The organism is Streptomyces sp. NPDC048606 (assembly GCF_040650855.1).
Taxonomy (GTDB): domain Bacteria; phylum Actinomycetota; class Actinomycetes; order Streptomycetales; family Streptomycetaceae; genus Streptomyces.
Genome location: NZ_JBEZIB010000004.1, coordinates 48,670 through 61,362 on the forward strand (window position 1 = coordinate 48,670; position 12,693 = coordinate 61,362).

Consider the following 12,693-nt stretch of genomic DNA (forward strand, 5'->3'; position numbering starts at 1 on the left):
GTCGGCGGCCTCGGGTCACAGGAAGCGGCGCAGCGGCCGGACCGCGAGTTCCCGGGCGCGGTGCAGGACGGAGCGGCGCCGCCAGCGCTCCGGGGCGATGCGCGTGCTGTCGCCGAGGTCCCGGTCGAAGTCCTCGTCCAGCTCGCGGGTCACTGCGGGGTCCATGACCGCCAGCATGACCTCCTCGTCGTGGTCGAGGGAGCGGCGGTTGAAGTTCGACGAGCCGATGAGCGAGACCACCGCGTCCATGGTCATGATCTTGGCGTGCATCATCGTCGGCTGGTACTCGTGGATCTGCACCCCGGCGGCGGTGAGTTCCTCGTAGTGGTGCCGGCCGGCCAGTTGGCACACCCGCTTGTCGGTGTGCGGGCCGGGCAGCAGGATCTCGACGGTGACGCCCCGGCGGGCCGTCGCGCACAGCAGCTCGACGAAGTAGTCGTCGGGAGCGAAGTAGGCGGTGGCCAGCCGCACCCGCTCCTGCGCCGATTCCAGGACGACCCGCATCAGGGTCTGCATGTCCTGCCACCCGAAGGCGGCCGAACCGCGCACGACCTGCACGACGGCCGAGCCGGCGGGCTCGTGGTTCACGAAACGGTCGCGGTCGTCGAAGAGTTCGGGGTGGCACTCCGCCCAGTTCTGGGCGAAGGCCGCCGCGATGCCGTCCACGGCGGGCCCGCGGACCTCGGCGTGCGTGTCGCGCCACTCGCGCGGGTTGCGCGCGTCGCCGCACCACTCCTCGGCTATGCCGACGCCGCCCGTGAAGGCGGTCCGTTCGTCGACGACGAGGACCTTGCGGTGGCAGCGGTGGTTCTGCTTGAGCGGGGACAGGAAGGCGGGTCTGCGGAACCAGGCGACGTCCACTCCGGCCGCGCTCATGCGGTCCAGCAGGTCCCGCTCGATGAGGCGGCTGCCGAAGCCGTCCAGCAGCAGCCGTACGCGCACGCCGTGGCGGGCCCGTTCAGCGAGGGCCTCGGCGAACCGGCGGGCGATGTCGCCCTTCCAGTAGACGGAGGTCATCATGTCGACGGTGTGCCGGGCACCGGAGATGGCGTCGAGCATCGAGGCGAAGATCGCGTCACCGTTGCGCAGGGGGCGTACGGAGTTGCCCTCGGTCGCGGCGATCCCGATGAGGCGTTCCAGGCGGCGTCGGATGCGCCGGATGCGTTCGTCGGTGTCCTCGGGGCCGGCTTCGAGGCTTCGGGCCCGCGTGTCCCCGAACGGGACCCCGGACGGGACCTCGGACGGGACCTCGGACGGGACCTCGGACGGGGTCGGGGTACCCGTGTCGGTGGTGGTCATGAGGCGCCTCCCGGTGACGTGGTGATGGACGGCGCGCGTATGCCCCGAACGATGACCTCGAACCCGGGCGGCACCCGGGAATCCGGCCCGGCGGCCTGCGGTCAGGCGAGGCTGACCCGCCCGGCCTCGGCGTGCGCCGTCACGCCGTCGGGCCCCACGGTGACGGTGGTGGGCGTCAGGCCCAGGGGGAGGGGCGGCAGTCGGCGGCTCTGCGCGGACAGGGTCCGCTCGATGGCGGGGGTGTCGGCGGGCAGCCGTCGGCCGGCCAGGGTCGCGCTCTCGGCGTGCAGGGTGACCACGCCCGCGTCGAGCCGGAGTCCGGCGGTGACCACCAGCGGCATGCCCATGACGGCGGTCTCCATCCGCAGTCGGCCGTCTCCCGCGTCGGACAGGCGCACCGCGCGGTCGCCGTCGGGGCCGAGTGCGTCGAACGGGGCAGTGAACGCGGCGTCCGCCGAGGCCGCCGTGTAGCCGGCCGGGCTTTTGGCCACCTTGTGCAGGTCGACGGCGGCCTTGACCGGGATGCCGTCGGGCGTCCGGGCGTCGGCCGTGACCCGGACCTCGGGGTGGGAGCCGCGGGCCGCGTCGAGCAGGAACGGGCAGCCCTCGATCGTCACCTTGGGCGAGTTCACGTCCGCGTTCTGGCGGGCCGCTATCCGGTCGGCGAACCGCTCCTCGCCCACCTGACGGGCCAGGGCGTCCGCCGCGAGCAGCAGGGCGCCGGCCAGGAGGGTCGCGACGGCGACGCGGAGCACCCGGCGCGAGGGGCGGCGCGGCGGGGCCGTGCGCGCGGCCTTCGGCCGAGGGGTGGTCGGGGGGACGGGGGAAGGGGTGGCCTTCGAGGGCATGGGGCGATACCTCAGGGGGCGGGGAGACGGTCGGGTGCGGAGTCGTCCGGCGCGGACGCGGACGCGGAGTCGGGCGCCGGGTTCGCATCGGGGGTCGGGTCGGGGTCCGAGTCGGGCTTCGGGTCGGCGTTGGCGGTCTGTTCCCGGTCGTCGACAGGGGCCGGTGGGGCGCCCTCGATGTCCATGTGGGGCAGGATCCGGTCGAGTCGGCGGGGCAGCCACCAGTTGCGTTCGCCGAGCAGCACCATGCTGGTCGGGACGAGCAGTCCGCGTACCACGGTGGCGTCCAGGGCCACCGCCGTGGCCAGGCCGATCCCGAACATCTTGACGACGGGATCCTCGGACAGCAGGTAGCTCAGGAACACGCACACCATGATCATCGCTGCCGAGGTGATGATGCGCGCGGTGCCGGCGAGTCCCTCCACGACCGCGCGCCGGTTGTCGCGGTGGCGCAGGTAGGACTCGCGCACGGCCGTCAGCAGGAACACCTCGTAGTCCATCGAGAGCCCGAACAGGACCGCGAACATCAGCAGCGGGACGTATCCCGGGATCGGCACCGGCCCGTCGAGGCCGAGCGGCCCGGCCCCCCAACCCCACTGGAACACCGCGGTCAGGACCCCGTACGCCACCCCGACCGAGATCAGGTTCATCACGGCGGCCTTGGCCGCGACCACCGGCGCGCGGAAGGCGAGGAGGAGCAGCAGCGCGGCGAGGAGGACGACGGTGGCGATGATGACGGGCAGCCGGTCCGCGAGCCGGGAGTTCAGGTCGGCCTGGGCGGCCGTCGGACCGCCCACGTGGGTCACGGCGGCGTCGGCTCCGGCGTTGCCGGCGGCTCCCGCGACGGCCTCCGGGAGGGTGGACTCCCGCAGCCGTTCCACGAGCGTGACGGTGGCGGGATCGCCGGGGTCGGTGGTCGGCGTGACCTGCCACAGGACGGTACGGCCGTCTGGCCCGATCCGCGCCGGAGCGACGGCGGCGACCCCGGGGGTGTGCTCCAGCGCCTCGGTGACCTTCGAGACGCGCGGGTCGGTGGGGCCGGCGGCTGCCGTGGGCAGGGTCGCGGTCACCTGGACGGGGCCGTTGGCACCCGGCCCGAAGGCCTCGGCCAGCCGCTCGTAGGAGGTGCGGCTCGCCGTACCGGCGGCCTTGTCGCCGGCGTCGAGCTGGCCGAACGTCAAACCGGCGGCCGGCGCGGCCAGTACGCCCACCAGCACCAGGCTCGCGAGCAGGTAGCGCCAGGGGCGTCCGGCCACGTGGGCGGCGAGGCGGCGCCAGCGCTCACCAGTGGGGTCGGTGACGGGTGTGGCGGGCGCGGTCGTATCTGTGGGGGAGGACGCCGACTCGGCCGCGGGCTCCGCCGGGGCGCTCGTGTCGGCGGGGCGCGGGCCCAGTCGGCGGCCCAACAGCCCCAGCAGCGCCGGGAGCAGGGTCAGTGCCGCGAGGACCGCGACCAGTACAGCGATCCCCGGGGCCAGCGCCAACGCGTGCAGCAGCGGCAGGCCGCCCAGGGCCAGCCCCGCCAGCGCGGCCGCCACCGCGCAGCCGGCGAAGGCCGCGGCCTTGCCGGCGCTCGCCGTGGTGTGCGCGGCGGAGTCCACCACACCGTGCCCGTCGGCCAGGAGTTCCCGGAACCGCGTCAGGCAGAACAGGGTGTAGTCGATGCCCACGCCGAGGCCGATCATCGCCGCGATCGTGGCCCCCGAGGAGGGCATGTCGAGCACGTGCCCGACCAGACCGATCACCGACAGCGAGATCACCAGTCCGACGACGCCCAGGAGCAGGGGGAGACCGGCCGCGAGTACCCGGCGCAGCCCGAGGAAGAGGATGACCGCGGCGGCGGCGAGGCCGATCAACTCGCTGTGGGCGGTGGACCCCTTGTCGGCGGCGGCCGCGAGGTCGCCGCCCGCGGTGACCTCGATGCCGGCCCGGCGGGCGGGTTCGGCGGCCGACACGACCGCCCGGCTGATCTCCGGGGTGATGTCACGGCCCGTCACGTCCAGCCCGACCGACAGGTACGCGGTGTGCCCGTCCCGGCTCATGGCCGCGCCGCCGGGCGTGCCGTACGGCGTGCCCACGCTCACCACGTGCGCGACCCGGCCCACCTCCTCGGCAGCGGCCTCGACGGCGCGCCGTGCGGCGTCGGAGGTCAGCGTCGGGCCGTCCGGGTCCGTGTGCAGGACGATCGGCTGGTTGCCGGAGGCCGGCCCGGGGAAGGCGGCGGCCACGTCCCGGGCCGCCTGGCTGTCGCTGCCGGGGATGACCACGGCTTCGCTGGTGACGCGGCCGTGCAGCAGCACGGCGGCGGCGAGCGCGATCAGGACGGCCGCCCAGAGGGCGAGGACGCGGAGCGGTCTGCGGGCACACCAACGGCCCAGGGCAAGGAACATCGGGCTGTGATTCCTCCGGGGATGAAGTTGCACTCTGAGTGCACATTCACCGTTGCACTTGGAGTGCAATAATGTCAATCGGAGAGAGGAGCGGCGGATGGGCGGGCAATCCGGGCCGGAGCGGGTGGACGGCAGGGCCGAGCGCGGTCGGCAGACCCGCGAGAAGATCGCCGACGCGCTCCTCGCGCTGCTCGACGAGGGTGCGACGGACTTCCCCGCCGACCGGGTGGCGGAGTACGCGGGGGTCTCGCGGCGCTCGGTGTTCCACCACTTCGACGACATGGCCCAGCTGGTCGACACCGCCATCACCCGCCGACTGGAACAACTCGCCGAGCAGATCAGGCCGTTGCCCACCCAGGGGACGCGGGCCGTGCGCGTGGCCGCCCTCGTCGAGCAGCGGGCCCGGATCCTGGAGTGGATCACCCCGGCCCGGCTGGCGATGATCCGCATGGACCACCCCTCGGAGCGCATCCGCCAGGTCACCGCCGAGGCCTTCGTCGACGCCCGCGAACGCCTGGAGGCGGTGCTGGCCGAGGAACTCGACCGGCTCGACGGCAGGCGGCGTACGGACCTCGTCAACGGGCTGGACGCGGTGACCACTTGGGGCGCCTGGTACCACTGGCGCTCCACCGGGCTCGGACCCGAGGAGGCGCGGCACGCCATGGAGGCCACCGTCCTCGCCCTGCTCGCCTCGGCCGACGGACCCGCCCCACCGGCGTGACCGGGCGCGCGGCGCGCGTGTCCCGGGCCCGGCGCCCGGCGCCCTGGGCCCGGCACCCCGGCACCCCGGCACCCCGGCACCCCGGCACCCCGGCACCCCGGCATCCCGGTATCCGGTACCTGGCCCGGGCCGACCGGCGTGACCCGGCGCCCTGCGCGCGGTGCCCGGTGCCCTGTGCCCGGCGGCCGGCTCCCGGTATCCGGTACCTGGCCCGGGCGGATCCCTGCCGGGGTTACGCCCTTGGCGAGGCCCTGACATCCGACAGTCCGTCAGGGTGACAATGGCGCCGTGACGATCACTGTGGTGCCCTGGTCCGACGACTGGCCCGTCCGCTTCGCGCGGCTCGCGCAGACGCTGCGCGCCGCCCTGCGGTCCCTTCCCGGCGCCGTGGTGGAACACGTCGGATCCACCTCGGTGCCCGGCCTCGCCGCCAAGCCGGTCCTCGACTGGACGTGATCGTCCCGGCCGACGACGTGCCCGCGGCCGTGGCGGCCCTGGAGGCTATCGGCTACGTCCACCGCGGCGACCTGGGAGTCGCCGGCCGCGAGGCGTTCCGCGCGCCCGACGAGGACCCGGCGCGCCACGTGTACGTGTGCACCCGCGGCACCCTGAACGTCCGCAACCACCTCGCCGTCCGCGACGTCCTGCGCCGCCGCGCCGATCTGCGCGAGGAGTACGGCGCGGTGAAGCTGGCCCTCGCCGCGGACCCGCGGATGGACGTCCCGGCCTACCTGGCGGGCAAGACCGCCGTCCTCCAGAAGGTCCTGGCCGCGGCGGCGTCCGAGTTCACCGAGGACGAACTCCTGCAGATCAGAAGGCTGAACGACCCGGAGGCCTGAGCCGCGCCGCCCCGGACCGGCGTCCGCCCCGGACCCGGTGCCCGCCCCGGCCCCGGCGACCGGCCGGGGCGGATGACGGCACCGCGCCACTCCCCACGAATGAACGAGGAACGGACGGAATCATCCTGTCGACGGAGAGCACCAACTTCATGATCGTCTGGGGTGGGTTCACCGTCTCGTGGCTGAGTACGGCGCTCTCCAACCTGTCCGCCCTCTCCAAGCTGGTCCCCGAGGAGCGGTTGGCCTCCGCCAACGCCCTCAACGAGGTGGCCGACTCCGCGGCCGGCGTCGGCGGCTCCGCCCTCTCCAGCGCCCTGATCGCCTCCCAGGGCCCACGCTTCGTGTTCCGGGAAGCCGCCGTGGGCCCGCTCGCGATCTTCCTGCGCACCCTCGCGACGTGGCGGGGGACCCTCACCCCGCAGACGACCCCGGAGTCGGAGTCGGCCGGGTGACCCGTGCGGGCCCGACCCCTGTCCGGGCCCGCACGCCCCCGCCGGCCCGGGGCCGGTGTGCCCCGGAGCCGTTCGGTGGGGGTATGAGGGGGCGGGGCGGGTCAGGCCACCGCGACCGTGTTCTGCGCGGCCCCGACGCGCCAGGTGCCGTCCTCCTTGACCAGGATGTAGAAGGGGCGGCCCTCGGGACGGTCGGCGATGCGGGTGCCGTCGCCGCGGACCGGCTGCTGGCGTACGTTCACCGCGGCGACGTCGGGGCGCAGGAACAGCACGCGCTCCACGTCGTAGACGGCGGTGGACTCGGCCGTCGCCCCCGGCAGCACCTGCCCGGTGAAGGTCGCTATCTCCTCGAAGCCCGACAGCCGCTTGCCGTGGCCGGTGGTCCACACCGGGTCCTGCCGGCGGAAGACGGCCAGGAACCGGTCGACCGACTCGGTCTGCTGCGCGTACTCGACCTCGGCGACCAGGCGGCGGATCGCGGCCACCTCGGCGTCGGTCTCCGGGCCATCGGGAGCGCCGAACACCTCGACGGGCCGGTACGAGCCGGACACCAGCTCGCTCACCGCGCCCGGCCGGCTCGGCCGCCAGCCGAGTACGGTGCGGGCGGCGGCGCCGCTGACGCTCTGGTCCAGGGCGAGCGCTTCCGCGAAGAGCGGGCCGTACACCTCGGCGGTCTGCTCGGCCGAGACCGTGTGCGGTGCGGCGAGCACGCCGGCCGCGCGGCCGGCGGCCCGGGCGAGGTCGCGGACCGGGACGGCCGACTCGCTGACGCCGTGCCAGACGGTGCCGGCCTCCGCCCGCTCGACGGCTGCCACGAACAGCTCGGCCAGGTCGTCCACGTGGACCATCGGCCAGCGCACGTCCTCCTTGCCGTAGTACTGCGGCGGCTGGTGCTCGCGGGCCCGCTCGACGAGCAGGGCGGGGATGCCGCCACCGCGCCCGTGCACGATCCCGGGTCGGATGACGACGGCGCGCACGCCCTCGGCGGCCTCGGCCAGCACCTGCCGCTCGATCGCCGGGCGGTAGCCGACGATGCCGATCGGGTTGGTCGGGGCCTCCTCGGTCACCTCCTGCGCCTCGCCTGTCGCGCCGAGCACCCAGACGCCGCTGGTGTAGACGAAGGGGCGCCCCGTGCCGCGCAGCGGTGCGGCGAGCGTCTCGATGACGGCGGCGTCGACATCGGCCTCGCCGCTCGGCGGGGCCAGGTGGATCACGGCGTCCACCTCCGGGGTCACCGCACCCGCCAGGGAGGCCGGGTCGGCGGTGTCGCCTATCACCTGGGAGTGCCAGGACCGGCCGGGCCGGTGCTCGGCGCCAGGGGCGACGGCGGTGCGGGTGACCGCGACGACCTGGTGGCCCGCGGCGGTGAGGTGATCGGTGACGGCGGAGCCGATGTAGCCGGTGGCGCCGGTGAGCAGGACCTTCACAGCATTCCCCCTACGTCGAAAATTTCGATGTCGAAACTATAAGTCCAGTGATCCGCCGATGTCAAACAGTTCCATGTCGAAATGTTAGGCTGCGGGCATGACGGAAGAATCGAAGTACGACGGCGTCGACCGCATCACCGCGCAATGGCACGCGGTCCGCCCCGACCTCGACACCTCCCCCATGGACGTGATCGGCCGCCTCTCCCGCGCCTCGCGCCTGCTCGAAGCCGGCATCAAGGAGAACCTGACCGCCCACGGCGTCGAACCCTGGGAGTTCGACGTCCTCGCCACCCTGCTGCGCTCCGGCCCCCCGTACGTACTCAGCGCCGGCGAACTCAGCTCGGCCGCGATGGTCAGCTCCGCGGCGCTCACCAACCGCATCGACCACCTCGTCAGGAAAGACCTGGTCGAACGGGCCGTCGACCCCACCCACCGCCGCCGCGTGCTGATCTCCCTCACCGACACCGGCCGGGACCTCACCCACCGCCTCGTCGAACACCACCTCGCCGGAGAGGAACGCCAACTCGCCGGGCTCACCACGGCCGAACGACACCTGCTGACCGACCTGCTGCGCCGCGTCCTGCTCACCCTCGGCGACCACGACGAGGACCCGAAGCGGCGGTAGCCGCCGTCACCGGCGAAGGACGAGGCCGACCCGACCCGAGGCGACGTGTCGGAGGCGGCGTCTACGGTGTCCACCACAACCGGCGGAGCGAGCGGACGGTGCGGACATGGGCGGGGAACGGGAACGCGAACGGGAACGGGACCACGAACGGGGCCAGGACCAGGAACGGGGCCACGAACGGGACCACGAACGGGAACCGCGACGGGAACCGGTGACGGCCGTCGAAGTGGCGTACGCGCAGGCTTGGGACCCGCGGACCCGCACCCCCGAGCGGCCGTTGACGGCGCAGGAGGCGCGGGAACGGGACGCGACCGGGCTCCCGTACGCGGTGATCCACCGCGTGCCGGGTCGCGAAGCGCCCCTCGGCGTCCGGACGGTGGCGTGGCAGGCCGGCTTCGTGGACACCTGGGCGTACGACGCGCAGGGCCGCCGGACCGCCGAGGCCGAGCTGCGGCTGCGCACCGACGAGCGCCGGTTGTCGGTCCGCCGTCTGCTGGTGCGACGCTACCCGGACGAGCGGACGACGGAGTTCGACGTGCACTGCCCCCGCACGGCGGTGGACCTCTCGGCCGACGGCACCGCCCGCATCTCCCACCAGCCCGAGGGCATGCGGGGCTCCTCCCTGGAGATCGAGGCGGTGGTGGCCGAGGAGCACCTGTGGACGCCCCGCCCCGGCTTCGACGACTGGCCGGCCCTCACCGTCGCGGACACGCTCCCGGACTGGGTCGACGCCCTGCTGGCGGTGACCACCGAAGGGCCCGGCCGGCGCCGGGAGCCCTCCCGACTGCTCGGATCCACCGACTTCGACCGCGTCTTCAGCCCCGGAACGACCGTGGCCGGAGCGACGGTCCTCGACCCCGTCGATTGCGGCAGCGTCCGGGTGCCGAGCGGGGTCCTGGCGGTGGGTTGCCCGCAGAGCTGGGACGAGGCGTCGAGGATCACCGTGGCCGTGCCGCCCGGAACCTACCCGGTGACGGCGGCCCGGATCGAGGCCGCGGACCAGGGCCACGGACCCTACGAGGAGCTCGCCGCGGTCCGGCTGCGGATCCGCGACGCCCCCGTCGCGACCTGGGAGATGGCACTCGGACCGGGTGACGACACGCTCCACCTCCGCGCGGGCGAGGCCTACGGCTTCGACACCGACGCGGCGATGGGCGCCCTCGGCGACGCCGAGGCCTGGCAGGACCTGCGCGCCCTGCTCGAAGGGGCGTGTCGACCGGGTTCCCCGGAGGCCGCCCGGCTCACCACCTCCGAGGCCGGCACGCACCTCGACGGCGGCGCCCTCGGCGCGGACCTCGCGGTCTTCCACACCGGCGGCGACGGCGTCTACCCGGTCTGGGTGGGCCGCTCCACCACCGGAGAGGCCGTCTGCATAGACGTCCAAACGGCCTTCGCCCTGGACCTCGACGCCTGACCCGAGCGCACCCCGCCTCGGGCCGTTCCGTGCCCGTGAGGGGACCGCGCCTCACCCGGCCCCGGGGCCGTTCGGAGGACGCGGGCGGCAGGGCGGGGCGCCTTTCCTGGAAGGGCCGGTGCCAAGCACCGGCGGGTAAGGGAGTGCCTCCCCGCCCGCTCCCTTCCGGAAGGCCCACCCGTGGAACTCACCCTGCTCGGCACCGCCGCCCCCGAGGGACTGCCCCGGCCCGGTTGCCCCTGCGCGGGCTGCGCCGCCTGCCTCGGAGAGCACGTCCGCGCCGCCACGACGATCCTCGTGGACGCCACCCTGCTCCTCGACGCCACGCCCGCCGCAGGAGCCGCCGCCGCCCGAGCCGGATACGCGCCGTCGGGGATCGGCCACGTCCTGTCGACCGGCCCCGGGGGCGGCCCGCCCGCCGGGCAGGACCTGACCACTGCCTCCGGACACCGGGTGCGGGCCGTCCCCGTCGACGTACCGGGCACCGGCTACGCGGTCACCGGCCCCGACGGCACCCGGGCCCTGTACCTGCCGCCCGGCGCGGCACCCGCCGAACCCACGGAACCCGCCGAGCCCGCCGGCGCGGAGCGCCCGTACGAGGTCGTCCTCGCGGACGTCCTGGGCCGCCCAGAGGCACTGGCCCGGCTCCGGGCGGCCGGCGCGGTCGGCCCCGACACCGACGTGATCGCCGTACACCTGGACCACGACGCCCCGCCCGGCGCCGAACTGGCCCGCCGCTGCACCGCGGCCGGCGCCCGGGCCGTGCCCGACGGGACCGCGGTGCCCGTCGGCCGGCCGACCCCGACCCCGGTCGTGCCGCGCCGGACCCTGGTGCTGGGCGGCACCCGCTCGGGCAAGTCCCACCAGGCGGAACTCCGCCTGGAGACCTACCCCGACGTGGTGTACGCCGCCACCGGAGGCGGCCGCGCAGGCGACCCCGACTGGCCGCACCGCGTCCACCTGCACCGGGAGCGCCGCCCCGCGCACTGGCACACCGTGGAGACCCGCGAACTGCTCCCGCTGCTCGCCGAGGACGGCCCGCCGCTCCTGATCGACTGCCTCGCGTCGTGGCTCTCCGACGCGATGGAGCGCGTGGACGCCGGCGACGACACGGCCTGGACGGCCGGCGGCCGGCAGCGCCTGCGGGCCCGGGCCGACGAGCTGGTGGCCGCCGTACGGGCGACCCGGCGCCGGGTGGTGCTGGTCAGCAGCGAGGTGGGCGCCGGCGTCGAGCCCGCCACCGCCCGGCAACGCCGCTACCGCGACGAGCTCGGCCGGCTCAACGCCGCGGTGGCCGCGGCCTGCGAGGAGGTCCTCCTGGTGGTCGCCGGCCAGGTGCTGCCCCTGAAGGGCTGACCACGTACCGCCGCGGGCCCGGGTCGGAGGGCGCGAGGGAATCGGCAACCGTCCTCGGTGATCGGGCACTCGGCCCGACGCTTCGTCCACTCCCGGGACGGCGAGGACCTACGCGCTCTCCCCCACCCGGGCCTGGCCGCGGAAGGCAGCGGGCGGCAGGCCGTAGGCCTCGCGGAACGCCCGGCTGAACGCGGACGGGTGCCGAAAGCCCCGCCGGGCGCCGATGACGTGCACGGGCACGCCCTCGTGCAGCGGGTCCGCCAGGTCCTGGCGCGCCCGCGCCAGCCGCTGCCCCTGGAGGAAGGCCGCGACGGTCGCCCCGTCCCCCTCCTGCTGGAACACCCGGTGCAGATAGCTGACGGAGATGTGGTGGGCGGCGGCGATCGCGGGGACGTCCAACAGCGGATCGTCGGCGTTGTCCCGGATGAAGGCCATCACGCGCAGCGCCAGGGCGCGCCGGTGCGTCTCCGGGGTCAGGGACCGGTCCGCTTCGAGGACGCCGGCGAAGACCGAGGCGACGAGATCGGCCAGTACGCCGCTCAGGCGCGGGCCCTCGGCCTCCCGGTAGGACCGGCTGTCCTTGGTCACCTGGTCGAGGAAGGTGGCCAACAGGGCCCCCATCCCTTCCCGGGCCGAGATGCGCTTGCCGATGACCCTCCCGGCGGTGTCCGGGGGCAGGGGCAGCAGCGCCTTGGGCACCTCGACGCCGATGATCTCGACGGAATGCGGGCCGGAACTGATGTCGAACGGCCGCGAGGTGTCGCTGGTGTGGATGTCGTACACACCGTGCACGACGGTGTCCTTGCCCAGGGTGACCGCTCCCGCCCCGCGCTTGATCAGCGAGAGGTGGAAGGCCTCGGGGTCCGACCTCGCTATCAGCTTCGGCGTGCGCCGGAAGGTCAGGGGACGGCATTCCATCGGATAGACGGTGATCCCGCCGAGAGCGATGACGCGCTGGTTCACCCAGAAGTCGGCGGCGTGCTCGCTGTCCATCTCCATGGGAGCGTGCGTCTCCGACATCAGGGCCCGCCAGCTCTCGAAACGGTCGGCGGGCGCTAGTTCCGCGCTGCGGAACGTTCTCTCGGGCAGCATGACCACGGGTTTACACGTGTCGCGGCGCCCCGCGCAACAGATCCCGGGCCCCGGTGCGCGGGCGGCGGGGCGACTCTCCGTCAAGACACTGTCCACTCCGGGCCAATGCGCGGTGCTCCGGGGCTTGGCAAAGTGGGCGCCGCAAGGACGGTGAGGGGCAGGCAAGAAGGGGCCCTCGCGGTCCGGCACTGAGCTGACGGCGCCCGAGGACGGGGGTTTCGGGCGACGTC

At 74.5% G+C, this 12,693-nt stretch carries 12 protein-coding genes; 7 read left to right on the top strand and 5 right to left on the bottom strand.

Annotation, left to right across the window (positions count from 1 at the left end; all coding sequences use genetic code 11):
- Window positions 1-15: 15 nt before the first annotated feature.
- The 3 genes from AB0D01_RS05905 to AB0D01_RS05915 all read right to left on the bottom strand — a co-directional run bounded on the left by AB0D01_RS05905 (window position 16) and on the right by AB0D01_RS05915 (window position 4,537).
- Window positions 16-1,299 carry a phospholipase D-like domain-containing protein gene (locus tag AB0D01_RS05905; protein WP_363053795.1) on the bottom strand — a complete coding sequence of 428 codons (1,284 nt, stop codon included), beginning with the start codon at window positions 1,297-1,299 and terminating at the stop codon, window positions 16-18.
- A 101-nt stretch (window positions 1,300-1,400) separates the two neighbouring features.
- On the bottom strand, window positions 1,401-2,147 hold the full coding sequence (locus AB0D01_RS05910) for an LmeA family phospholipid-binding protein (RefSeq protein WP_363053796.1): 747 nt from the start codon (window positions 2,145-2,147) through the stop codon (window positions 1,401-1,403).
- An 11-nt stretch (window positions 2,148-2,158) separates the two neighbouring features.
- On the bottom strand, window positions 2,159-4,537 hold the full coding sequence (locus AB0D01_RS05915) for an MMPL family transporter (RefSeq protein WP_363053797.1): 2,379 nt from the start codon (window positions 4,535-4,537) through the stop codon (window positions 2,159-2,161).
- A 97-nt stretch (window positions 4,538-4,634) separates the two neighbouring features.
- Between AB0D01_RS05915 and AB0D01_RS05920 the strand changes: the two genes are divergently transcribed.
- The 4 genes from AB0D01_RS05920 (at window position 4,635) to AB0D01_RS05935 (ending at window position 6,549) form a co-directional block, all read left to right on the top strand.
- On the top strand, window positions 4,635-5,258 hold the full coding sequence (locus AB0D01_RS05920) for a TetR/AcrR family transcriptional regulator (RefSeq protein WP_363053798.1): 624 nt from the start codon (window positions 4,635-4,637) through the stop codon (window positions 5,256-5,258).
- Between the two features lie 288 nt (window positions 5,259-5,546).
- Entirely contained in the window at window positions 5,547-5,714 is a 168-nt protein-coding gene (locus AB0D01_RS05925) for a GrpB family protein (RefSeq protein WP_363053799.1), read from the top strand.
- Complete coding sequence (locus AB0D01_RS05930) at window positions 5,711-6,097, top strand: GrpB family protein (RefSeq protein WP_363053800.1); 387 nt, start codon at window positions 5,711-5,713, stop codon at window positions 6,095-6,097. The genes AB0D01_RS05925 and AB0D01_RS05930 overlap by 4 nt, the downstream gene beginning before the upstream one ends.
- 149 nt (window positions 6,098-6,246) lie before the next feature.
- Window positions 6,247-6,549, top strand: a complete 303-nt coding sequence (locus AB0D01_RS05935) for a hypothetical protein (protein ID WP_363053801.1) — start codon at window positions 6,247-6,249, stop codon at window positions 6,547-6,549.
- Window positions 6,550-6,650: 101 nt separating this feature from the next.
- On the opposite strand, the gene AB0D01_RS05940 is transcribed toward AB0D01_RS05935, so the two are convergent.
- Window positions 6,651-7,976 (bottom strand): SgcJ/EcaC family oxidoreductase, encoded by a 1,326-nt coding sequence (locus AB0D01_RS05940; protein WP_363053802.1) that lies wholly within the window; start codon window positions 7,974-7,976, stop codon window positions 6,651-6,653.
- 97 nt (window positions 7,977-8,073) lie between these two features.
- Here AB0D01_RS05940 and AB0D01_RS05945 point away from each other — a divergent pair, with 97 nt between their 5' ends.
- The 3 genes from AB0D01_RS05945 (at window position 8,074) to AB0D01_RS05955 (ending at window position 11,371) form a co-directional block, all read left to right on the top strand.
- A complete protein-coding gene (locus AB0D01_RS05945) occupies window positions 8,074-8,601 on the top strand; it encodes a MarR family transcriptional regulator (protein WP_363053803.1) in 528 nt (175 codons plus the stop codon).
- Between the two features lie 106 nt (window positions 8,602-8,707).
- Window positions 8,708-10,015, top strand: a complete 1,308-nt coding sequence (locus tag AB0D01_RS05950) for a DUF4241 domain-containing protein (RefSeq protein ID WP_363053804.1) — start codon at window positions 8,708-8,710, stop codon at window positions 10,013-10,015.
- Window positions 10,016-10,195: 180 nt separating this feature from the next.
- Window positions 10,196-11,371: a bifunctional adenosylcobinamide kinase/adenosylcobinamide-phosphate guanylyltransferase gene (locus tag AB0D01_RS05955; protein WP_363053805.1), complete on the top strand. Its 1,176-nt coding sequence runs from the start codon at window positions 10,196-10,198 to the stop codon at window positions 11,369-11,371.
- Between the two features lie 108 nt (window positions 11,372-11,479).
- Here AB0D01_RS05955 and AB0D01_RS05960 read toward each other — a convergent pair whose 3' ends face one another.
- Window positions 11,480-12,463 (bottom strand): AraC family transcriptional regulator, encoded by a 984-nt coding sequence (locus AB0D01_RS05960; RefSeq protein WP_363053806.1) that lies wholly within the window; start codon window positions 12,461-12,463, stop codon window positions 11,480-11,482.
- Window positions 12,464-12,693: the final 230 nt, after the last annotated feature.